The sequence below is a fragment of the Cerasicoccus frondis genome, assembly GCA_031296915.1.
In the GTDB taxonomy this organism is placed as follows: domain Bacteria; phylum Verrucomicrobiota; class Verrucomicrobiia; order Opitutales; family Cerasicoccaceae; genus Cerasicoccus; species Cerasicoccus frondis.
Genome location: JAVDPC010000009.1, coordinates 67330 through 88586 on the forward strand (window position 1 = coordinate 67330; position 21257 = coordinate 88586).

The window sequence follows — 21257 nt, forward strand, 5'->3', positions numbered from 1 at the left end:
GTCAGCCATCAAAGAAGCCATCGCCCTTTGATTGGGCGCTCAATAAAGCTCAAGCGAAGAGGCTGGCAAAGTTCTACCAGCCACTGCTCTCGCATCGCACTTTACTACGATCCACGAGGCTTTACCCCGCCAGCTCAGCTTGAATCGCGCGGACGGCGGCGGCAGGATCATCCGCCTTCAGAATCGGGCGGCCGACCACAATGTAGCTGCTGCCGAGTTCGGCGGCTTCTTTCGGCGTCATCACGCGCTGTTGATCATTAAGATCCGCGCCAGCCGGGCGAATGCCTGGCGTCACCAAAACCGCGTCCGAGCCGAGTTCGGCCCGCAGGGTGCGCAGCTCCTGTGGCGAACAAACCAAGCCCCCTGCCCCTTTGCTCAAAGCTAACTTGCCCAGGCGGAGCACTTGCTCGTGTGGCTCGGCGTCAATGCCAATGTCGGCCAACTGATCGCGGTTCATCGAAGTAAGAACGGTCACGGCCAACACCGTGGCCTCGGGTAAAGCTTCGGCAGCGGCCTCAACGGCGTAGCGAATCATTTCACTGCTGCCTGCCCCATGAATGGTCAGGAGGCCGACGGGCTTGCCCTTCAGGCTCTTAATCGCCGATGCGACGGTATTGGGAATGTCGTGCAGTTTCAGATCAAGGAAGATGTTCTGCCCACGCGCCGCCACGGCGTCGAGCAGCGCTGGGCCTTCCTTCACGAAGAGCTGAAGACCGATTTTGACCCACTTCAGGTCGGGGCCGATGCGATCGAGCATGGCGACCGCAGCGTCCTTGTCGGGCACATCGAGAGCGAGGATGAGTTCAGTCGGCTTTGACATGCGGCGTAAGTTGAGGCGCCTTTGCGGCGCTGGCAAGCCTATCGCCAATCCGCTTTGCACGGCGCGCCAGTCACCTGGCTGCTCTCTGCGGTGTAGTGGTGCAGCTCAATCCGGGTCCCGTCCGGGTCGCCAAACCATGCTTGCCAAGAGTGATCAGCGCCCATCTTTTTGTCTACAAAAAGCTCCACGCCTTTCGACTTAAGGAACGTGACGGAGGCATCGATATCCGCCACTTCGAGGCAGAAGTGATTCACCGGACACTCGCCCTTGGTGGACTGAGTATTTTCGAATATCTCCAAAAACGTCTCTGGCCCGAGCTCCACATAAGCCCCAAAAATCGAGCCGTCTTTGGCGATGAAATCAAACTTCTTGGTAAAGCCGAGCGTTTCGCAATAAAACGCCAGTGAACGGTGAATGTCAGCGACATGAATGCAGACGTGGGCAATGCGCTTTACGCCAAGAGGGGAAAGTTGGGCAGACATAATGAGAAGGGATTCGCGGTTTACTTTGCAACGCAAAGCTTGGTGATTCAGCCAAAAGCGAATACGCGAATCGTCACGCCGTCAATGCAAACAGCAAATGCGGCGCCCTCCCCCGAGGACGCCGCACACACTATGTCGCTATGCTATGTTATCGACCTGAACCAGATTGTCCATCGAGCGAACCTGCGCCTTTGCCGCGAACCACCGCCCGGGCGGGCAACGCCTCAAGCACATTGTTGGTCGGCGTGCGGTTGCTATAATGCAGGAGTATTGAGGCATCGCCATCACCGAGATTTTCCACCAACTCGCAATGACCGTCGCCATAAATGATGAAACCTTCTTCGTCGCCCCACACGGCGTCTTCAGTCCAGACGCCGCTGGTCGACAGTCCGCGGGACCAAACGAAAGGCGTCGTCGACATGGCGCTGTGGCCAACCAAACCCACGGCAATGTCCACACTGTAGGCGTCAACGCCGGTAAATTGAGCCGTTGGCTCCCAAGTGTCACCGCTTTTGGCCGCAAGGGAGCGCGGTATCGGATCAGGAGCCAACGGATCGTTGGAAATAAAGAACGGCTCAGCGCTTTCCAGGTAGTGGTATTGCGCCATCTTCGCGGCAAAATCGCCTACGCTTTGAATGTCGCCAGGGCTCAAGCCGCGCCCGATGTCAATGAGGTAAGATTGATGAGCATTGGCAATGCTGCTCGCATTTGTCATCGCCGCCATACGGCGGGCGCCTTCCATGGCGCGTCCAACAACCGGGATCAAAATGGCCGATAAAATTCCAATTATCGCAACCACCGTCAGGAGTTCCACCAAAGTGAAACCAAAGGTCTTTCTTTTCATATTCGCAGGTCTTTAAGGGTTAAAGCCTGCGAGGCCTCGCAGTGTTAAGTTATATTCATCACAAACAACAAGCGCTAAAAAGAAATATCACTTTGCCTATCCAATTTCCTGCAATTTCGTAAATAAATTTTCCCGCATGAACATTTTTAATCACGGATCAGTTTACGCGGTATTGGTTTAAAATGTGTGGATTAGGAATCACGCTCCAGCTTTTGCACGCGACGACGCAGTTCCTGGTAGCTCGGCGGCGCATTGGGATCGCGCGACAAACCACGGTAAAGGCTGAACATCATGGCCACCAGCACAATGGCGAACGGCAATCCCGTTGTGATCGATGCGGTTTGCAACGCGCCCAGGCCACCGCCAATCAGCAGCACTGCCGCAACGACGCCTTCCAACACCGCCCAAAAGATGCGTTGCGCGACCGGCGGGTCCGTGTTGCCACCGGCCGTAATGATATCGATCACCAGCGAACCGGAGTCCGACGAGGTTACGAAAAACGTGATCACCACGACCACACTGAGGAGCGATGCAACCTTAGCCAGCGGGTAAGCTTCCAGCATTTCAAAAAGCGCCACAGGGATGCTTTTGTTGACCTCTGCGGCGAGTTCACCCGCGCCATAAAGTTGCTCGAAAAGCGCCGCGTTGCCAAAGATCGAAAGCCAGGCAAACGTCATGAGCGTCGGCGCTAAAAGCACGCCAACCAGGAATTCACGTATCGTGCGCCCGCGCGAAATGCGCGCAATAAACATCCCCACAAATGGCGACCAGGCGATCCACCACGCCCAGTAAAAAACCGTCCAGCCTTCCTGCCACTCCGTACGTTGATAGGTTTCAGTCCAAGTGCTGAGCCTTAGAAAATTCTGTGCGTAGGCTCCCAGGTTTTGCACAAAGCCGCCGAGCAGAAATAACGTTGGCCCGGCGATTAAAATGAAAATTAAGAGCAAACCAGCAGCCGATAAATTCAACTCGCTCAATCGACGAATGCCGCCGTCGAGCCCTGAAATAACCGACATCGTCGCGAGCGCCGTGATGCCCGCAATCAACAACACCTGCACGGTGCTGGATTCCGAAACGCCAAACAAATATGCGAAGCCGGCATTGACCTGCTGCACGCCAAGACCGAGCGAAGTCGCCACGCCAAAGAGCGTCGCCACAACCGCAAGGATATCGATCGAGTTACCAATGGGACCATCCACGCGATCACCCAGCAGCGGTCGAAACGCCGAGCGAATCGTCAACGGCGCACCATGATTAAAGGAAAAATACGCCAAGGCCAAACCGACCAAAGCATAGATGCCCCAGGCATGGAACCCCCAGTGAAAATAGGTGAGTTGCATGGCGTCAATCGCCGCTTCTTCGGTCAACGGATCAACTCCGTGAAACGGTGGATTCGACGCATGCATGATCGGTTCCGCCACGCTGTAAAATAAGAGGCCGATGCCCATGCCTGCGCTAAACAACATGGAAATCCATGAGAAGTAGCTGAACTCCGGTTTGGCGTCTTTGCCGCCTAGCCTGATGTGCGCAAACCGCGAGAAAATCAGGCCGATGACAAACAGTAAAAACAGATCCACAACCGCGATGAAAAACCAACGCGTGTTGTGCGCGATCCAACTTTGTATTGCAGAGTAAATATGCCCTGCCGTCTCCAGCGAAATCAGGCTGATCACCACAAAAAAGATGATCAGCCCGGCCGAGCAAAAAAAGACCGGCGCGTGAATGTCTATGCGCTTATTACTGTCGGGCGCGGAGTCGGAATCGTCCTGCGTATTACTCATTCAGCTTTTGAATACATAAGTATACCCCAGAAGAGGGCATCGCTTTGACCGGCATTGATCCAGTGGCGAAGACCTTTCTTCATACGCTCTAAATACCCATGGCTGCAATACTCAATTACTTCTGCGGTCCGGGCATCCAGTTCATCCAGCACATGCGAGTAATGTGTCACCAAGTCTCTGGTGCGATCTTCCAGCGGCTCAACAGTCCACCCCAAGGCACTCGCATAGTCTTCATACTTTTCAACACTGCCCATGGAGTCCAGGTGTATTCGATCAAACACCGGTTGCAGTAACTCGGGAGACGCGCCTTCGCGCATCATGGGATCTGTTAAAACGAAAACGCCACCCGGCTTAAGGACACGATCCACTTCAGCGAACACTCGCTCGCGATCCGCACTGTGGAGTAAGGCGTCTTGCGACCAAGCAATATTGAAAGATTTGTCTTCGAATGGCAGTGCTTCGAAATTGCCGTCAACGACATCGATCTTATGCGCAAGCCCTTGTTCTTCGTTCATTCTGCGGTTCCGTTCGTTCTGCACTTCGCTGAGATTCAGGCACGTAACATCGAACCCTTTCTCACGCGCCAGATAGCGGGCAGAGCCCCCATAGCCAGCGCCCAAATCGATTACCTTGGAACTTGCCACGCAGCCATTGAGCCGCGACGCCATCGTCTCCACCGTACGGCGGCTGGCCTCAAAGATCGACTCCCCTTCACGCCGATAAATGCCCACGTGGATATCCTCTCCACCCCAGATGTTGAAGTAAAAGTTGTCAGCGTCGTTGCTGTCGTAATAAGTCTTGGCTTTGTCTACAATCGCGTTGCTCATGAGGCTGTTTCTTTTGCTTTCTTTTCGGGTTGGTTTGGGTATCGTTTTTCGGCGACGTGGATGAAGAAGTCCGGATCATCCTGGCGATAGGTTTCCTGGAAATCAGCATAGGTTTCGATGTTTTGAAAACCAACTTCCGTCATCAGTCGCTTCACGTAGTTCGCCCGCAGCGGATACATGTTCAGGTGAAAGTTCGAGCCGTCCGGAAATGAATAGCAAAAGCGCGCTAGGCCTTCGTCAACGTGCTCCGGTTCGGCGCGCACATTCTCACCACAGTAGTAATAAGTGTGCTTTGTCTTAAAGCCTTCATCGAGAATCATGTCGTAATTACGCTGATCGAGAATCAGTACGCCATCGTGCTTCAGCGCGGCGTAAAATTCCGCCAATGCCTTGCGACGATCGCGTTCGGAAAAAAGGTGCGTAAAGGAATTGCCGAGGCATATAACCGCATCAAATTTGTTGTGCACGTCACGGTTGAGCCAGCGCCAGTCCGCTTGAACCGTGCGGAGGATTTCGCCGTTTTTACGCCCATTATTAAACGCCTTGGCCAGCATCTCGGGAGCGCCATCGGCGCTGACCACTTCAAAGCCTTCCTTGATGAGACGCACGGAGTGAAAGCCAGTTCCGGTGGCGACATCGAGCACTCGCTTGCAGCCACGTTGCTTCAACAGCTCAATGAAAAATGAGCCCTCGCTTTCGGCGCGCGCTTTCCAGTCGATCAGTTCGTCCCACTTTTCGACGAAGGAGTGGACGTATTCGCCCTTGTAGGTGTCAGTCTTACGAACGGCAATCGGATTTTCTCCGTAGTCTTGCCCAGCGTGGTTATCAATTTTATTCATAATATATTATAGCACTCGTATAGCCGCTAAGAGGAAGTAAGCGTACACACGCAGAGCCAATCTGCCTTAGCATAGGGATTAACCAGATTCTTCCATCCTCACCCGTCCCGAACAGATCACTGTCTTGGGGCCCACGGGCACGCTCGTAGCCTATAACGGTGGCTCGCCGAAGCTGGCGCTGTCGATGGTAGATACTGTATTTTCTGGGTTTGCTACGTCAGCTACTAGCCAACGAAAGAACACAGCCTATCCCAGACCTGACTAACGATGCAACCCTCGATCTGAAACTATCCGGCGCCATGCTGCTGCTCTTGGCGAAAAACGGCTGGCGTCACGCCGGTTATGCGTCGAAAAGCCGTGCAAAACGCTGAAGCGCCCGAGAAGCCACACTCCACCGCGATTTGCTTGATCGGATTGTTCGTTGCCGCAAGCTGGATTTTTGCCGCCCGCATACGGCGGTTGATCAAGGCCTGGTGCGGCGACTCCCCGTAGTAACGTCGAAACTCCGCGTGCAAATGCGGCGCCGACCACCCGCTCAACTCTGCGAGATTTTCCACCGTGAGCGACTCTGCATAATCGCGCTCGATCGCCTGCTGCGCGAGCAACAGCGGCTCGGGCGCACGTTGCCGACCAGCCGCCCAAGCATAGTGACCGGCGCGAAATTGTAATTCACCTAACAAGCGTCCCGCCAACAGAGATTGATCGAAACTTTCCTCGTAAAACAGCTTCACTGCCTGATCGGTAAACTGTCGCACGGCGTCGAGGTCTTCCCACTTGGTGATGCGTGGCGCCGTCCTCCGCCAGCGACCACGAAATCGACAACGCACCGAGAGGCAGCGGTAAGGATTCTCCAAGTCGTTCTGGCCAATCGTGTATTCGCCAGGCCCATTCCAGAGCAATGCTCCGGGCGCCACCTCAGCCCACTCCTCCTCATGCCATAACCAGCCACGACCACCTGTCACGAGCTCGATGCATATCTGATCCTTTGGGATGACACGCGGGCGCGGATGAACCCCCGCCAACTGGTGATAGTGCGCGACCGAGGTAATTTCAAAGCTGTGCATCCCGCCAAACATCACCGTAGAAACAGGAAATACTGCAGAGAGAGCAAGCAGAGAATTCGGCAAAAAATCATAGGTTTCGTAAACTTTAATGTCTAGCAATCCTTAATCAATGGGGTTTACTGGATACTAAACCCGACCTTTATTAAATAATCCCGAAATCCCTATGTCTCAAGTTCGCTACGGCCTTATTGGCGCGGGGCAGATTGCCTATCATGCCGCCAACCAAATTAACAACCACGATGACGCGACCGTTATCGCCGCAACCGACCTCAGCGCCGAGCGCCTGAAAAAGCTTTGCGAGGAAAAAGAAATTCCCAGCAGCTACGCCACTGCCGATGAGCTGCTGGCCAACCCGGATGTCGACGCGGTCTACATCGCCGTGCCGAATAAATTCCACGCGCCACTGGCGATTCAATCACTGGAAGCAGGCAAGCACGTCATCCTCGAAAAGCCATTTGTGATGAATGCCGAGGAAGGCGAAGCGGTCATCTCCGCCGCACAGCGCTCCGGCAAGCAATTCACCGTTGGCATGAACCAACGCTTTGCTGAGAACCACCAGAAGATCATTTCCCTGCAACGCCAAGGCGTCTTTGGTGAAATTTACCACGCCAAGGCTTTCTGGAACCGCCGCACCGGCATTCCCGGCATGGGCACCTGGTTTGGCAATAAGCTGCTCGCGGGCGGCGGCTGCCTCAACGACATCGGCGTGCACTACCTAGACCTTTGCCTATACGCGATTAACCGCTTTGACCCGGTGTCCGTCTACGGCGCGACTTACACCAAGTTCGGCAACCGTGGCCTGGGCGCTGGCGGCTGGGGCATTTCCGACAAGACCGAAAGCGTCTTTGACGTAGATGACTTTGCCTCTGCGCTGATTCGTTTCGCCGATGGCTCCACCGTGTCGCTTGACGCCAGCTGGGCCTGCCACCAGGAAACGCCCAACCGCAACGGCGTTCAACTGTATGGAACCGACGCAGGCGCAGATGTCGCCGCCGCCAAGGTATTCCGCAACGATCCGCTGCGCGACGATTACGACGTCATCGAGAACGTAAAGACCGACTTGCTGCACCCGCATTGCTGCCGCTTCGCCAACTTCACCAACGCCATCCTTGGCCGTGAAGCATTAGCCACGCCTCCAGCGCAATCCCTGGTCGTCCAGAAGATCCTCGACGCCATTCAGGAGTCCAGCGCCACCGGCAGGGAAGTCATCCTGTAGGCATCACCCGAGTTTAGCTGCGAATCGCACGAGCCAAGCGACTAGCCACCCCCAACTACTCGTGAAGAACGAGCGGTTCGTAGCATTTATTTCTAAATAGTACAACCAATGAGCACCTCCCCCGCACGAGACTTTGGTGTGCAGAGCTTCTGCTTTCGCACCATCAAGAATAACGCCGACGTCGCCGCCAAGGTAAAGGAAATCGGCCTCAACAAAATCGAAGTCTGCGCCATTCATGCAGATTTCGCCGACCCCGAAGGCTTCAAGGAAATCGTCAAAACCTACACGGACGCCGGAGTCTCCATCTGCTCCATCGGCGTGGAAACCTTCACTGGCCTCGAAAGCGATCGCGTCAAGTTTGAGTGCGCAGCCGCTGCCGGCGCCAAGCACATCTCAGCCCACTTCAGGATCGACAGCTTCCTGAAAGCCGTGCCGCAAGTGCGCGCCTGGTCTCAGGAGTTCGGCATCCGCGTGGGCATCCACTGCCATGGCGGCTACATGTTTGGCGGCAACCCCGACGAGCTCGAATACCTGATCAATCTTGGTGGGCCGGAGATCGGCCTTTGCATCGACACTGCGTGGTGCATGCAGATTGGCCCACGCCTAGGCAACCCAATTGAGTGGGCCAAGAAGTTTGCCGGCAAGATCTACGGCGTCCATTACAAGGACTTCACCTTCGAGCCCACGGGCAAGTGGAACGATGTGATCGTCGGCACTGGCAACCTCGACCTACCGGGCTTTGTCAAGGCACTGGAAGACGGCGGCTTCGACGGCATGGCGGTCATCGAATACGAAGGCGACCCGGACAACCCGGTCCCACCACTCAAGCAGTGCGTCGCTTCCATGCGCGCCGCGACCTAGAGTAAGCACGAAATTACCGGGCTGAGTAAAATGCTAGAGCACTTATCATCTATATTGGCCGAGTCAGGTGGGGTAGAGATTGGATGCAGCGCAAGGCGGCTTTGATTGAGCGGGCTGGAAGCCCGTGATTGAAATGCCAACGCCGCGAACTTCCAATCTGGCCCCAAGCCCTAAACCGAGTGCTTTTCCGCGCCAGCGTTGTTGGCTTTTCGCTCACAGGCTTCCAGCCTGCGACGCTCAAGCCGCCTTGCTGGACACGAAAAATCACTGCGGCCTGATCGGACAATCTAGATGAAAAGTGCTCTAGCCCTTCCACACCTTCTTCTCGGGCACGGGTAACCCCCGTGCCTCGAAGGCGGTGCGGAAATGCAACTTCGCAAAATCGCCGAGGCGGGCGTCGCCAAACTTTTGGACGATTTCCTTGGCTTGATCCTTTACCTTCTTGCTCGCGCCTTTAGCGAGCGTCATGTCGGCCTCCTTGGAGAGCGCGGCCATGCGACGGACGTATTCCGCGCGCGCGCAAATGGAGGCCGCCGCCACAACCGGGTCGGACTCCGCCTTGGTGCGCATTTGCAGGTCAAACTCGGTCGCTGCGTAGTGGTCCTTGGTCAAGGCGCGCTGCACGAGCGGCTGCTTGGAAAATTGGTCCAGCAGGCCCCAGGGCACCTTCTTTTCGTCGAGCGCGGCTTCAAGGCACTTGGCGTGTTGCCAGGCGAGCAGGCGATTCAAATTGCTGCCAAACTTGGTGTAGAGCTCGTTGTATTTCGCCATGCGCAGGCACATGCGCTTCACGACGACGCCCTTCGTCTCGGTGATGATTTTATCGAGCTTGAGGATGGCCTTGTCGCTGGTGATTTTTTTCGAGTCCTGAATGCCCTTTTCGCGCCATTCGGTGACCATGTCGCCCGTGGCGATGACGCAGCATGAAACCAGCGGCCCAAACAGGTCGCCCTTGCCGGATTCGTCGAGGCCAGCGTGGTCCGTGAACCACTCGGGGTTGTTGACCTCGTCGTAGCCCATCTTGGGGTCGTGGGTGATCTCGCCTTCGAGCACGAACGTCACCCAGTCCTCGGTCTTCTTGCCCTGCACGACGAGCTTGCCCGACTCATAGCCGACGAGGTTGATCTGGTCGCCCTTGTAGCCGAAGTAGGCGTAGTCGACCTTATAATATTCCCACAAACGCTTTTCGCACCACTCCTTCACGAGCATCATCTGCTCGTCCGTGAGTTTGATGGTGTAGAGCGTCTTTTTCTTTGGGCCTTCGTCTTCGAGGTCTTGCTGCTTCTTCTTGCGCTTGGGCATGGGTGAGGAGGAAAAAGGAAAATGGATTAAGATGAAAGGAGAATGTTTGCGAGCAGTCTGCTTTGTCCTGAACAACGGCAGACACAACCCAGGGTGTGTTCGGAAATGCAAAAAAGCTATTTCAAAAGGTGGAGCCCGGTGTCGCTACCGGGCTTGTTACATCCAGCGGCTTGATGGAGAGGCAACAGTAAACCCGGTAGGGACACCGGGCTCCACCTTTTCGAACAGACGCAACGTTCAACCTTCATTGCCAAATCCCTCCTCCAGGGGGGCGGGGGGGGGGGGGGTAAAAACGCGGTTGGCTTAAACTGTCAGAGAACAAGATCCCCGCCCGCTCGCCGGAAACGAGGCGCAGGTGGGATGCAGGCGGCTTAGGGGCCGCTGGCTGGAGCCTGCAAGAGGCAAGCTCACACGTCGACACTGCGCTGGGCAGGCTGGCATAGTCCGTCGCGGGAAGCGTGTTACTGCGCAAACTTTGGGCGTCGATTGGCTGCTTGTTTACACCAAGTCAGCCACCGAATGAGCCCGTTTGCCCAGCACGGCAACGCGCGCGGAGCGAATGCCCCCGCATGGCGTCGACTGGGATACCTGGGCGTTGGTCGCTAAGGCGGGTGTTTTGGGGGGAAGTTCATTTGTTTGAAGGTTCGAAAGTTTGGAGGTTGGAAGGTTTTGGTGAGTAAGGTGGGAAGTGTGGGTAAGGTTGGGGGAGTTTCGTAGTGGGTGTGCGATTGTGTAGCACAGGCGTCCCGCCTGTGTTCCGACTTCCAACTGACCGAATACACAGGCGAGACGCCTGTGCTACGGCGGTGTGGACGCAACTGTGGATCGAGACGATCCATGCCACCTGATTCGATGATCATTAAAACACTATACAAAGCGCCTCATAACGCCAACAAAAACTGAACGCGCGGTCACTTTATTAGTGGGCGCCGCTTACTAATAACCCACCTTGGGCATCAAGGATTTAGGGACTTCTAATGATACTGAAATATCATTAAAGCACCCTACCCGCGCTTGAGAAACCGCTTAAACAGCTTCGCAATCTCGGTGCTGTCTTCAAACTTGAGTGCGAAAAGCACGGCAAAGTAAGTCGCGGCGCCCACCGGGATCACCACGCCTGAGCTAATGAACGCGGCCTTCTTGGTAGTGCCCATCAGCAGCTCGATCCCCAGCGACAGTGAAAACGCCGCAACCGCCATAGCCAACGCGGCGATGGATATCTTGCCCAGCGCCTTCCAAATTCGAATGCCGCCCAACTCCGGGCGCTTGTGCAGGATGCCCCGGCCCAAACAGAGCGTAAACGCCAGGGCCGACAGAAAATTGCCCAACGCGAGCCCCTTGGCCTGCAGCGGAATCATCAGCGCCGCGCCAAAGCCAACGTTGACCACGAACGCGACCACCGCGTATTTGACAGGCGTTTTCGTGTCCTTAAAGGCGTGGAAACCGCGCGTCATGAAAGTGCTCACCGCAAACAGCGGCACCGACGCCGCCAGGATGATCAACAGCGGGCCGGTCAACTCCACGTCACCTGCGCTGAAGCGCCCCCACTGAAACAGCATTTGCAGGATGGGGCGATTGAGCACGATGAGCCCCACCGCCGCCGGCACGGTCAGCGCGAGGGTCATCCGCAACCCGTGGCCGTAGCTCTCGACGAGCCCCTCGCGGTCATTGGCGGCGACCATCAGGCTCATTTGCGGGAAGATAACCGTCGCGATGGACACCGCAAAAATGCCCATTGGCAGCTCGATCAGCCGGTTGGCGTAATTCAGCGTGGTCGTCGCGGTTTCGTTCAGGCCAAAGGCGAGCAGCCGCGAGACCAGGATGTTGATCTGCAAAATCGCTGCGCCCCAGAGCCCGGGAATAAAGAGCCGCTTCAGCTCGTCCATGCCGTCGACGGGCCCCCGCTCAATGCGGGGACGCCAGCCCTCGCGCCAGAGCGCCCACATCGCGGTTCCCAGTTGCAGGACGCCGCCAGCGAGCACCCCCCACCCCAGCAGCCAGACGAGCTCTTCGGTGGGCAATTTGCGGACCATGCCACCGATGACCAACGCAGAGATGATGCCCACGTTGAGCAGCACGTTCGACAAGGCGGGCACGGCAAACCGGTTCCGCACATTGAGCACGGCGCCGAGAATCGCCGTCAGGCAGATCATCGGCATGTAGGGCATCATCAGGATGCTCAGGCGTGAGCCGAGGGACCACTGTTCGGCGATCGGTTTTTCGGCAAAATCATTGGCCCCGTAAGCATAACGGACGCCCAGGTCCGTCAGGAAAAAAATGACACCGAAAGCAATCGTCACGCCGACGGTTAAAATCGCCAGCCGCAGCAGCACCTGATTCACGAACCGAAAGGCGCGCTCGTCATCCCCTTCCTTGGCGTGTTCGGACAGCACCGGCACAAAAGCCGAAGTCAACGCGCCCTCGCCAAACATGCGGCGAAAGAGGTTGGGCACCATGAAAGCGAAAATAAATGCATTGCTCGCCAAAGACACGCCGAGGAACGCCGCCGTCAGCGAATCCCGCAGCAGCCCAAGCACCCGGGAGCCCAGCACACTGAGCGAGACCGTGATCATACTTTTTAGGCGCTGGGACATGTTGGCTTTTAGTTTGCTTCCAAGGCGGAGTTGTCTTTTGTGGAACTCGACTACTCAATTTCACAAGTCATTCCCCGACAACCTGAAACTTTCACGATGTCACTCATCAATCGCCTATCCATCCGCTTGCAAAATCACCCCAAGCGCCTTGTCTACGCAGAAGGCGCCGATCCGCGTATTATCCAGGCCGCCCGCCTATACGTGAACCGCGGTCTCGGCGTGCCCATCCTGCTGGGTGAGCGCGGCGTCATCAAGGACCGCGCCGAGCAGCTCGATATCAAGCTCGACGGCATCCGCATCATCGACCCGTCCGACAGCGACGAGATGGCGGAGTTCGTCATCAAGTTTCAAGGCCTGCGCCGCTTCCGTGGCTTTAATGAACAGGAGGCGCGCGACTACCTACTCAACACCTCGTATTTCGCAACGATGATGCTGGCCACCGGCTCGGCGGACGCCCTGGTGTCCGGCGCCACGGCCTCGGCCTCCAGCGCCCTGCGCCCGTTGTTCCGCATCATCCCGATGCAAAAGGGCGTGGAAACGGCGTCGTCGATTTTGATTCTGGAAAAAGAAGATGACCGCCTGGGCATCGAAGGCGCGCTGTTCCTCTCGGACTGCGGCGTTATCCCGGACCCGAATCAGGACCAGCTCGCGGACATGGCGATCACCACCGCGCTGTTGGCCAAGCACCTGACCAACGAGCCGCCCCGCGTGGCCATGCTCAGCTACGCCTCCAAAAAGGAAGGCACCAAGAACCCGTCGCTGCTCAAAATGAAGTCTGCGACCGCGCTGGCCCGTGACAAAGCCCGCACGCTCGGCATCGAGGTGGAGATCGACGGCGAACTGCAGGTCGACGCGGCACTCGTCCCTGGCGTCGCCGAGCAAAAGGGCATTCGCAGCAGCGTGGCCGGCAGGTCCAACGTGCTCATTTTCCCGGACCTGAATGCGGGCAACATCGCCGCCAAGCTGGCGCAAATCGTCGCCGACTGCCGCGCCTACGGCCAAATCATTACTGGCCTGTCCAAGCCCGCTGCGGAAATCTCCCGTGGCGCGAGCGCGCATGACATTTTCGGCGCATCCGTGATCGTCGCCGCCCAGGCCGTCGACCCGAAATACCTGTTCCCGATGGATTGATCTGATCAATCGTGACCTTTTGAAAAACCAGTCGCGCCCGCATATGCCGCCCAGAAAGACCAAGAACACCATCACCGCCAAGCCGTTCGCTGGTGATGAAGACATCGCCACGATGCTGACTGCCCCGCGCAACAGCACCACCAAGCGCATCTTCGTCGCCGCCACCCGACAAAATGATGGTAAAACCACGACCTGCCTGGGCCTCTATGGCGCCATGCGCACGCGCACGCCCGACGTCGGCTTCATCAAGCCCGTCGGCCAGCGTTTCGTGGAAAAAGACGGCCACAAAGTCGACGAAGACTCCGTGCTGCTCGACGCGATTTTCGACGTGCAAATCCCCATCGACGCCATGAGCCCCGTCGCCGTGGATGGCACGTTCACCCGCCGATTCCTCGACAATCCGGACGAGAACCTGGCCATCCTGAAAGACCGCATTTGCCGCGCATTTGACCGCACGGCCTACGAAAAGGAAGTCTGTATCATCGAAGGCAGCGGCCATGCTGGCGTCGGCGCGGTGTTCGACCTCTCCAACGCCCAGGTCGCCAAGCTCCTCGGCGCGAAAGCCATCATCGTCGCCCAGGGCGGCATTGGTCGCCCCGTCGACGAAATCGCAATCAACAAGGCGCTCTTTGACAAGCACGGCGTGGAAGTCATCGGCGCGATTCTCAACAAGGTCCTGCCGGACAAAATTGACACCGTCCGCACCTACGCAGGCGAAGGCCTCCGCCGCCTCGGCGTACCGCTGCTCGGCGTGCTCCCCATGGCCAAGCAGCTCGCCGCGCCGAATCTTTCCCAGATCGTCGACGAAATCAGCGGCCGCTGGATCAATGGCCGCGAGCAAGCCGCCAATGAGCGTATCTTGCGCGTCGTCATCGGCGCCATGACGGCGAAGGGCGTGATCGATTACCTCCAGCCCGGCGTGCTGATCATCACCCCCGGCGACCGCGACGACATCATTTTCTCCGCCATCGCCAGCGCCGGCATCTCCGGCAAAAAGGTGGTCAGCGGCATTATTTTGACGCGCAACATCCTCCCCCACCCCAAGCTGATGGAGATGCTCGCGCAAACAAACATCCCCTGCGTCATCTGCAGTGAGGAAAGCTACACCGTCGCCAGCCGCATCAACGCGATGACGGTCAAGACCCAGCCGCAAGACACCGACAAGATCCCGATCATCCGGAACTTGATCCTGGACCACGTCGACATCGACGCGATCTGGAACGCGTTTTGATTCTTTGAGGGAGAAGGAAGATGGGAGAAGTCAGAAGGGCCGAGAGTTGTTGACGGCCTGCTTCTTCCAATTCTGAGAACATTGACTTTTCCTCTGATCCGCTACTCGATCAATTCACTTCTGCCTTCTCCCATCTCCCTTCTGCCTGTTCATGAAATGAACTCACCCAAAATCAAAATCTGTGGCCTGACGCGCTGGGAAGACGCTGAACTCGCGCTGGAGCTCGGGGCGGATTATCTCGGCCTGAATGTTTACCCGAAATCGCCGCGAAGCGTGACGCGTGAGCAGGCGTGGGACCTCTGCCAGCGCATCCCGGCGGGTAAGCGGGTGATGGTCGACGTCAATACCGGCGCCGACGAGCTCGAAGACTGGGCCGACTGCGGGTTCGACTATTTTCAGATTCACTGCGACATCGGAGTGAGCCTCGCCACCCTCGCGGCGTGGAGCGGCCTCGTCGGCAAGGATCGCCTGTGGCTTGCGCCAAAGATTCCGCCCGGCAATCCCTTCCCGCAAGACATGCTGGAGTTTGCCGACACCATCCTCGTCGACGCCTATCACAAGGACGTTTACGGCGGCAGCGGCCAAACCGCCAACTGGGAGCAGTTTGCCGATTGGGACGCCATGTACCCGCACAAGCGCTTCATCCTCGCTGGCGGGCTGAACCCGAGCAACATTGCCGAAGCGGCGCGCATTACGGGCGCCGAAACCGTCGACCTCGCCAGCGGCGTTGAGTCCTCGCCCGGCGTCAAAGACCACGCCAAGCTCCGGGCGCTTTTCGCCGCGCTGCGTGGCTAGACCGGTTCGAAGATTATTTTCGTGATGTCCGGCTCGCCCTTGGGCAAGTTTTCCGGCGCAAAAAGCGTGGCAGGCAACGCCATGTCCAACGCAGCGCCGGTTACGCGAAAACGCGTCTTATCGCCACTACGCTCATCGATGAGGTCGATCTCTTTGACGATGTATTGATCGTCAATTTCCTTGAAACCGCCGACATCCAGCGTGCGCAGGCGCTTACCTTGGGTGTCATACATTTTGGCGGTCAGGGGGGCGTTGAAACTCGCGTCGATAGCCAGCTCAACCGCAGCCAGATCCGGCATTCGCTCGGCGACATTGCCCGGAGCGTAAAACGTGAAAAAGTGCGCCGGACGGCCCCGCGCCAAGCGCTTGGAGTCCGTGTATTCGTAGACGTCCCAGTGCGCAAACGGCATCACGATGTCATACGGCGTATAATTCATGCCCGGGAAAAACGGCTCGCCCTGCTGCTCCTTGCCCATCTCAATGGCCTTGCCATCCTTGAGGGTCCAAACGCGTGGCTCGGCGCCCCCCTGCACAATGAACTCGCGGGTCTGGGTCTTGCGCTTGCCCTTGGGCCAAACGGAAATCCGATTCAGCGGACCGGCTTGATTCCAAGTGCCCCACAAGATGCCCTGGTAGACGACGTCTTTCGCCCGCGAGGGCTGGTGCACCAGGTCAAAGAGGAAAACGAAATCCCCACGCAACCGCTGGTTACGGAAGCTTTCAATGATCTCACGCCCCTCCACTTGGTCGATGGTTTCGACCTCCTTAGGGCCATGGGCGCGCTCGCCGGGCTTTTGACCAAAGGCCAAAGGCGCGCACAGCGCGAGCATCAGGGTATAAATAGCCAATCGCATAAAATTCGGCTTATCGCCGGGCAATGCAGACAAGGCTATTCCGCTTTTGTTTCGGAGGATTCAGCGGCGGGCGCTGCTTCCGTCTTCGCAGAATCTTCTGCAGCTGGAGCTTCAGGAGCTGCCGCTTCCGCATCTGCGGCGACTGTCTTGGCTTCCTCCGACGGCTTCACTTCAATGGCGTCTTCGGTGACAATCATCGTGCCAGCATCGCTGGAAACGGTGGTCGAGCCATCTTCGCTGGTCACGGTCTGAATGTTTTGCGGCAAGGTCACCAGCGGAGTTTGCTCAGCTTGAGTCGACTCCGAACCGGGAGCAGCAAGCTCTGGCGGCAGGGTGTTAGTCGGGCCGCCTTCTTCAGCGGTCGACAACAGGCCGAGATACAGGCCGAAGCACAGGATGAAAAACGCTGCAGCGCCAAAGATCGTGCCTTTGGTCAGCACATTGCCAGCGCCAGCGCCCAAGGCAGACTCGGCCGCGCCGCCACCCATGGCGGAGCCCATGCCGGCGCTGCTCGCGCGCTGCATCAGGATGATCAATACAAGATAGCCGCTGACGAGGATCAGCAACAGGGTCAAAAGGCCAAAAATAATTGCACTCATGTCGGAGTTATTCGGGAAAACCGCGCAACATGAGCCTTCTGCCCCGCAGTTTCAAGGTTTTTTATAGGTTTGCAGGTTCGGAAGTTTGAAGGTGCGAAAAGTTGATCGTACCAAATCTGGCATCAAGAAACATTCGAACCTACACACCCTTCGAACATTCGAACTCTCCCTAGCCCCCCAGCCCTGTCCGCTCGAGGATGCGCTGAAGGTCTTCGTTGCCGTAGTATTCGATGATCAGCTTGCCCTTTTTGGGGGTGTGCTTGAGGAAGACTTTCGTGTTGAGGCGGCTGGAAATTTGCTTCTCCAAATCGCGAACGACCGTTTCCGACGCCGCGTCTTGCGAGGCCGGGTCCTTGCGGAGATTGGACTCGGACTTGATGCGCTTGACCTGCTTTTCGATCTCGCGAACGCTCATGCCGCTCTCAATCGCGCGGCGGGCCAGCACGAGGCGCTGCGCTTGGTCTTCCACGCCGAGCAGCACCTTGGCGTGGCCGGTGCTGAGCATGCCCTTGGCCAAGTAACCCTGGATCTCGCGGTCGAGCGCCAACAGGCGCAGGGTGTTTGCAATCGAAGCGCGTGGGCGGCCAATGCGCTCTGAAACCGCTTCCTGAGTCAGGTCGAAATCCTTCATCAGGCTGGCGTAGCCGAGCGCTTCTTCAATCGGGTTCAGGCCCTCGCGCTGCAAGTTCTCGATCAACGAAATGACGGCGGACGAGGCGTCGCTGGCGTCCATGACGCGCGCGGCGATGGACTTCAAACCCAGCTTCTGGTGGGCGCGCCAACGGCGTTCCCCGGCGATGAGCTCGAACTTCTCCTTCTCCTTGGTCGTGCGAACGACGATGGGCTGGAGCAGGCCCTCGGAGCGAATGCTGTTGGCCAACTCGTCCACATGAGCCGGGTCGATCTCGCGCCGCGGTTGATACGGGTTGGGCACGATGGCGGCCACCGCGATTTCACGGTAGGGGCCAGCGGGCGGAGCCGGGGTCGGCTTGGCGGCCGGCTCGCTCTGGGGCGCGTCCACTTTCGCCGCGGTCTTTTTGACGGCGGATTTCTTCGCGCCGCCACCGGCGATGATGCCGCCGAGGCCGCGGCCAAGTCTGCTTTTAGGAGCTGCCATGAATCAGTTCAGCACGAATGCTAATGGGGTTTCAAATTCTTTTCCGCGTTGCATGCAGATTACTCCTTCACGGGGACGAAAATCGTCTCGCCGGCCTTCAGGCTGGTGGCGTTGGCAATGCGGTTGGCGTTCATGATGTCCTTGATCGACGAATTGTATTTCTTCGCGATGCCGGAAATGGTCTCGCCGGACTTCACCACGTGGGAATAGCCCGTGGTCGGGTAATCTTCGGAGAAATTAACCTGCGGCGTCACGGAAGGCGTGGCGTTGACCACGTCGGCCATGGCCTTGAACCCGGCGTCGGTCTGTTTGGCGAGAGACTCGATTTGCTTGGATACTTCGGCCAGAATCTCGCGCTTGGCGGCGGCCTCACGCTCGGGCAGCGCGCTGAGCTTGGTCTCGGTTTGCGCAACAAAGGTGTTGAGGCTGGCGGTCGTCGCCTGCTGCTGCTTGAGCAGCGCTTCGTAGTTTTTCAGCATCTGCATTTGCTGGCGCTGAAGCGACTCCACCTGCACGCTCAGTTGGCCAACCTGCTCCTGTAATAACTGGACATCCTGCGACATCCGGGCAAACGCCGTGCTTTGCGCCGAGGCAAGCAACGGGCACCAGAGGGCTAAGCAAAGAAAAAGAAATCGATACATGACAATGTCTTAGGAAACCCGAACCGCCAACTAAAGCAAAATCCGGCATCCGGGTCAGACTTTGCGCGGAAAGGGGGATTTTGACACTAATTTGGTAAGTTCGCCGCTATCGAGAAAGGTTCCACTCTCCAGCGGATAACCCCGCAAAAAGTCGCCCGCAGTCAGCATTTTGGCGCCGGGACGCTGGAGCTGCTGCAGCCGCAAAGCCCCCTCCCCGCACGCAATGACCAACCCGTCGACGCTGGCTGACAAGATTTCACCCACCGAGCCGTGGCCCGACTCCGCGTAACCGCCGCAGACCTTGATCCGCTCGCCATGGTGGTCGAAATAACAACCCGGCCACGGGAAAAGCCCATTCACGCGGGCGGCCAGGGCCTTCGCTGGCGCATTGAAATCCAGCGCGCCATCGGCTTTCTCCAGCTTGCGACAATAAGTAACGGCCTCCGGGTCCTGCTCGGCAAAGGCGGCCTCGCCCGTGAGCAAGGCCTCCAAATTACGCTCCAACAGCGCGGGGCAAGCGTCGGCCAGTTTGCCGCGCATATCGGCGCCGGTGTCGCTGGGCTCGACCTGCACACGCTCCACGTCACAAACCGCGCCGGCGTCCATCTTCGGCACAATGCGCATCAGCGAGACGCCGGTTTCCGTCTCGCCGTTGGCGACAGCGGTCTCAATCGGCGAGGCGCCACGGTAGGCGGGCAGCAGGGAAGCGTGAAAATTAACGAACCCGCGCGGCGGCACGGCCAGCAGGGATTTCTTCAAAATGTGCCCGTAGGCCATGACCAGCGCCAGTGCAATGTCGCGCTCGCGGAGCCAGTCCTCCAACTCGAGGCCGGGCTTTTCCGGGCGGAGCAGTTCAATGTCATGTTCGAGCGCCCAGGCGGAAATGTCGTTGGGCGAAAGCTGCTTGCCCCTGCCCTTGCGGCGATCCGGCTGGCTGACCACGCCCACCAGCTTCACGCCCGGCGGCGGCGTTTCGCGCAGCCAGTTCAGGAGCGGAATGGAAATCGGGTCGGAACCGAAAAAGACGACGTTGGGCATGAGTGGGAGGAAAAAGGAAAAAGATTAAAGGAAAAAGGGCGAGTATGGCAGGATGATGAAGTATTGAAACGGAGGTAACAGAGGGAGCCGAGCGAGGCAATAAAAGTTAACCGCAGAGGACGCGGAGAACGCAGAGTAATTCGATGATAAAATCACTCTATGCTCTCTCCGCGTTCTCGGCGGTAACGAAAGAACGACCTCCCTGATTTAGCTGATCAAGTCCGCGCGCCAGCCTTCGATGACCGGGCGGAATTCTTCGGTGTAAACTTGGTCGGTGTCGGGTTTGGGCAAGCCAGCGAAAACGCCCCAATACTCCACGTGCTCGACGGTCGCGCCGGGCTGGATGGTGACCAGCGGCCCGAGGGTTTCGAGCTCGATCATGAAGTCGTTGCAGAACGTTTCGTAAACACAGCCGAAGTCCGGATAGGTCTTTTTCGGGTCGACCATTGTGGCTTTCACGAAAGTGCCTGCCTCCTGCCAGTACGCCGCCCAACCCGGATAATTCGTGAGGCCGAGCTTTTGCGGCACGGCCGACTTCGTCGTGTCGATGCCGATGAAGTCCGGGTGGAACTGCCACTCTGGGCGCGAAAAGTCCGTGTAGGTCCACGGGACCATCGAGTAATTCGGCAGCAAATCCGTTTCGTGGTTGCCCTTGGGCAGGAGCGGCACCGTGGAAAATCCACCGCGCTCCATCACGGTCAACGCCCACGGCGCGCACTGGATTGGCCACTGCAGCATGTTGCGCATGCGGTGGGTCAGCTTGAATGTTTCCGCCCCCAGCGCAGCGATTTGAATGGACTTCAAAATGCCGCTTTGATCGGCCTTGGGCGCTTCCAGCAGCACTTCTTTGCCCTCGTCGATGTCGGCGATGCGAATGGCGTGATTGTCCAAATCGTAGGTGCGCGGCTTGATTTCGGGCGAATGCCAGAGGCGGTGACCCCCGCGCAACAACCACTCGTCCTCCCCGCTGCCGCCTCGTTCTTCCTTGACGCTGTGGAAAAGGTTTGCGGCGCCATCAATGGTGCAGGAGACGATGCGCGGCCCGATTTCTGTGGGGATCGCGACGGTGGCGGCGCCGGATTTCAGGAAAAGGCAATTCCAGCCGTAAAGTTCAGATGTGGTTGGCATAAAGTGATGTTATTAAAGGTTTTGCAGCTCCCAGCGAAAGCCCGAAGCATTGATTGCTGGAGAATAGTAGGACTTCCAATCGGCGCAAATAAC

The 21257-nt window shown here is 57.7% G+C and carries 20 protein-coding genes; 5 read left to right on the top strand and 15 right to left on the bottom strand.

All coding sequences use genetic code 11. The features are described 5' to 3' along the window. Window positions 1-121 precede the first annotated feature (121 nt). The 7 genes from pyrF to RBB63_RS09290 all read right to left on the bottom strand — a co-directional run bounded on the left by pyrF (window position 122) and on the right by RBB63_RS09290 (window position 6756). Window positions 122-820 carry an orotidine-5'-phosphate decarboxylase gene (pyrF, locus tag RBB63_RS09260; RefSeq protein WP_309383407.1) on the bottom strand — a complete coding sequence of 233 codons (699 nt, stop codon included), beginning with the start codon at window positions 818-820 and terminating at the stop codon, window positions 122-124. 38 nt (window positions 821-858) lie between these two features. Further along, a complete protein-coding gene (locus RBB63_RS09265) occupies window positions 859-1302 on the bottom strand; it encodes a VOC family protein (protein WP_309383409.1) in 444 nt (147 codons plus the stop codon). Window positions 1303-1450: 148 nt separating this feature from the next. Continuing rightward, a complete protein-coding gene (locus RBB63_RS09270; protein ID WP_309383411.1) occupies window positions 1451-2146 on the bottom strand; it encodes a type II secretion system protein in 696 nt (231 codons plus the stop codon). Between the two features lie 191 nt (window positions 2147-2337). Beyond that, window positions 2338-3927, bottom strand: a complete 1590-nt coding sequence (locus tag RBB63_RS09275; protein ID WP_309383413.1) for a BCCT family transporter — start codon at window positions 3925-3927, stop codon at window positions 2338-2340. Then, window positions 3924-4754, bottom strand: coding sequence for a methyltransferase domain-containing protein (locus tag RBB63_RS09280; protein ID WP_309383415.1), 831 nt, complete (start codon window positions 4752-4754; stop codon window positions 3924-3926). Before RBB63_RS09280 ends, RBB63_RS09275 begins: the two co-directional genes overlap by 4 nt. Then, window positions 4751-5593: a glycine/sarcosine N-methyltransferase gene (locus RBB63_RS09285; protein ID WP_309383417.1), complete on the bottom strand. Its 843-nt coding sequence runs from the start codon at window positions 5591-5593 to the stop codon at window positions 4751-4753. Before RBB63_RS09285 ends, RBB63_RS09280 begins: the two co-directional genes overlap by 4 nt. A gap of 287 nt (window positions 5594-5880) precedes the next feature. After that, window positions 5881-6756: a helix-turn-helix transcriptional regulator gene (locus RBB63_RS09290; protein ID WP_309383419.1), complete on the bottom strand. Its 876-nt coding sequence runs from the start codon at window positions 6754-6756 to the stop codon at window positions 5881-5883. A 64-nt stretch (window positions 6757-6820) separates the two neighbouring features. Here RBB63_RS09290 and RBB63_RS09295 point away from each other — a divergent pair, with 64 nt between their 5' ends. Both RBB63_RS09295 and RBB63_RS09300 read left to right on the top strand, forming a co-directional pair. Then, window positions 6821-7873 carry a Gfo/Idh/MocA family protein gene (locus RBB63_RS09295; protein ID WP_309383421.1) on the top strand — a complete coding sequence of 351 codons (1053 nt, stop codon included), beginning with the start codon at window positions 6821-6823 and terminating at the stop codon, window positions 7871-7873. A gap of 108 nt (window positions 7874-7981) precedes the next feature. Then, window positions 7982-8734: a sugar phosphate isomerase/epimerase family protein gene (locus RBB63_RS09300; protein WP_309383423.1), complete on the top strand. Its 753-nt coding sequence runs from the start codon at window positions 7982-7984 to the stop codon at window positions 8732-8734. A 303-nt stretch (window positions 8735-9037) separates the two neighbouring features. Here the strand turns inward: RBB63_RS09300 and rnhC are convergent, their stop codons facing one another. Next, the gene (gene rnhC, locus RBB63_RS09305) at window positions 9038-10036 is read right to left on the bottom strand and encodes a ribonuclease HIII (RefSeq protein ID WP_309383425.1); all 999 of its coding nucleotides are present in this window, start codon (window positions 10034-10036) and stop codon (window positions 9038-9040) included. Between the two features lie 1004 nt (window positions 10037-11040). Then, a complete protein-coding gene (gene murJ / locus RBB63_RS09310) occupies window positions 11041-12630 on the bottom strand; it encodes a murein biosynthesis integral membrane protein MurJ (RefSeq protein WP_309383427.1) in 1590 nt (529 codons plus the stop codon). A gap of 96 nt (window positions 12631-12726) precedes the next feature. On the opposite strand from murJ, the gene RBB63_RS09315 reads away from it, so the two are divergent. The 3 genes from RBB63_RS09315 to RBB63_RS09325 all read left to right on the top strand — a co-directional run bounded on the left by RBB63_RS09315 (window position 12727) and on the right by RBB63_RS09325 (window position 15787). Continuing rightward, window positions 12727-13761, top strand: a complete 1035-nt coding sequence (locus RBB63_RS09315; protein ID WP_309383429.1) for a phosphate acyltransferase — start codon at window positions 12727-12729, stop codon at window positions 13759-13761. 43 nt (window positions 13762-13804) lie between these two features. Then, on the top strand, window positions 13805-14992 hold the full coding sequence (locus RBB63_RS09320; RefSeq protein WP_309383431.1) for a phosphotransacetylase family protein: 1188 nt from the start codon (window positions 13805-13807) through the stop codon (window positions 14990-14992). A 156-nt stretch (window positions 14993-15148) separates the two neighbouring features. Beyond that, the gene (locus tag RBB63_RS09325) at window positions 15149-15787 is read left to right on the top strand and encodes a phosphoribosylanthranilate isomerase (RefSeq protein WP_309383433.1); all 639 of its coding nucleotides are present in this window, start codon (window positions 15149-15151) and stop codon (window positions 15785-15787) included. Here the strand turns inward: RBB63_RS09325 and RBB63_RS09330 are convergent. The 6 genes from RBB63_RS09330 to RBB63_RS09355 form a co-directional block, all read right to left on the bottom strand. Continuing rightward, the gene (locus tag RBB63_RS09330) at window positions 15784-16635 is read right to left on the bottom strand and encodes an outer membrane lipoprotein-sorting protein (RefSeq protein ID WP_309383435.1); all 852 of its coding nucleotides are present in this window, start codon (window positions 16633-16635) and stop codon (window positions 15784-15786) included. The two genes, RBB63_RS09325 and RBB63_RS09330, sit on opposite strands and share 4 nt — an antisense overlap. 41 nt (window positions 16636-16676) lie before the next feature. Beyond that, the gene (gene secG, locus RBB63_RS09335; protein WP_309383437.1) at window positions 16677-17240 is read right to left on the bottom strand and encodes a preprotein translocase subunit SecG; all 564 of its coding nucleotides are present in this window, start codon (window positions 17238-17240) and stop codon (window positions 16677-16679) included. A 169-nt stretch (window positions 17241-17409) separates the two neighbouring features. Next, entirely contained in the window at window positions 17410-18357 is a 948-nt protein-coding gene (locus RBB63_RS09340) for a ParB/RepB/Spo0J family partition protein (protein WP_309383439.1), read from the bottom strand. A 59-nt stretch (window positions 18358-18416) separates the two neighbouring features. Beyond that, window positions 18417-18998, bottom strand: a complete 582-nt coding sequence (locus tag RBB63_RS09345) for a LysM peptidoglycan-binding domain-containing protein (RefSeq protein WP_309383441.1) — start codon at window positions 18996-18998, stop codon at window positions 18417-18419. Between the two features lie 54 nt (window positions 18999-19052). Further along, on the bottom strand, window positions 19053-20036 hold the full coding sequence (gene fmt, locus RBB63_RS09350) for a methionyl-tRNA formyltransferase (protein ID WP_309383443.1): 984 nt from the start codon (window positions 20034-20036) through the stop codon (window positions 19053-19055). Window positions 20037-20243: 207 nt separating this feature from the next. Further along, complete coding sequence (locus tag RBB63_RS09355; protein WP_309383445.1) at window positions 20244-21164, bottom strand: hypothetical protein; 921 nt, start codon at window positions 21162-21164, stop codon at window positions 20244-20246. Window positions 21165-21257 lie beyond the last annotated feature (93 nt).

Excerpts from the sequence above, each read along its gene's own strand:
- pyrF (WP_309383407.1), bottom strand. The coding sequence starts at position 820 with ATGTCAAAGCCGACTGAACTCATCCTCGCTCTCGATGTGCCCGACAAG.
- RBB63_RS09265 (WP_309383409.1), bottom strand. The coding sequence starts at position 1,302 with ATGTCTGCCCAACTTTCCCCTCTTGGCGTAAAGCGCATTGCCCACGTC.
- RBB63_RS09270 (WP_309383411.1), bottom strand. The coding sequence starts at position 2,146 with ATGAAAAGAAAGACCTTTGGTTTCACTTTGGTGGAACTCCTGACGGTG.
- RBB63_RS09275 (WP_309383413.1), bottom strand. The coding sequence starts at position 3,927 with ATGAGTAATACGCAGGACGATTCCGACTCCGCGCCCGACAGTAATAAG.
- RBB63_RS09280 (WP_309383415.1), bottom strand. The coding sequence starts at position 4,754 with ATGAGCAACGCGATTGTAGACAAAGCCAAGACTTATTACGACAGCAAC.
- RBB63_RS09285 (WP_309383417.1), bottom strand. The coding sequence starts at position 5,593 with ATGAATAAAATTGATAACCACGCTGGGCAAGACTACGGAGAAAATCCG.
- RBB63_RS09295 (WP_309383421.1), top strand. The coding sequence starts at position 6,821 with ATGTCTCAAGTTCGCTACGGCCTTATTGGCGCGGGGCAGATTGCCTAT.
- RBB63_RS09300 (WP_309383423.1), top strand. The coding sequence starts at position 7,982 with ATGAGCACCTCCCCCGCACGAGACTTTGGTGTGCAGAGCTTCTGCTTT.
- rnhC (WP_309383425.1), bottom strand. The coding sequence starts at position 10,036 with ATGCCCAAGCGCAAGAAGAAGCAGCAAGACCTCGAAGACGAAGGCCCA.
- murJ (WP_309383427.1), bottom strand. The coding sequence starts at position 12,630 with ATGTCCCAGCGCCTAAAAAGTATGATCACGGTCTCGCTCAGTGTGCTG.
- RBB63_RS09315 (WP_309383429.1), top strand. The coding sequence starts at position 12,727 with ATGTCACTCATCAATCGCCTATCCATCCGCTTGCAAAATCACCCCAAG.
- RBB63_RS09320 (WP_309383431.1), top strand. The coding sequence starts at position 13,805 with ATGCCGCCCAGAAAGACCAAGAACACCATCACCGCCAAGCCGTTCGCT.
- RBB63_RS09325 (WP_309383433.1), top strand. The coding sequence starts at position 15,149 with ATGAACTCACCCAAAATCAAAATCTGTGGCCTGACGCGCTGGGAAGAC.
- secG (WP_309383437.1), bottom strand. The coding sequence starts at position 17,240 with ATGAGTGCAATTATTTTTGGCCTTTTGACCCTGTTGCTGATCCTCGTC.
- RBB63_RS09340 (WP_309383439.1), bottom strand. The coding sequence starts at position 18,357 with ATGGCAGCTCCTAAAAGCAGACTTGGCCGCGGCCTCGGCGGCATCATC.
- RBB63_RS09345 (WP_309383441.1), bottom strand. The coding sequence starts at position 18,998 with ATGTATCGATTTCTTTTTCTTTGCTTAGCCCTCTGGTGCCCGTTGCTT.
- fmt (WP_309383443.1), bottom strand. The coding sequence starts at position 20,036 with ATGCCCAACGTCGTCTTTTTCGGTTCCGACCCGATTTCCATTCCGCTC.
- RBB63_RS09355 (WP_309383445.1), bottom strand. The coding sequence starts at position 21,164 with ATGCCAACCACATCTGAACTTTACGGCTGGAATTGCCTTTTCCTGAAA.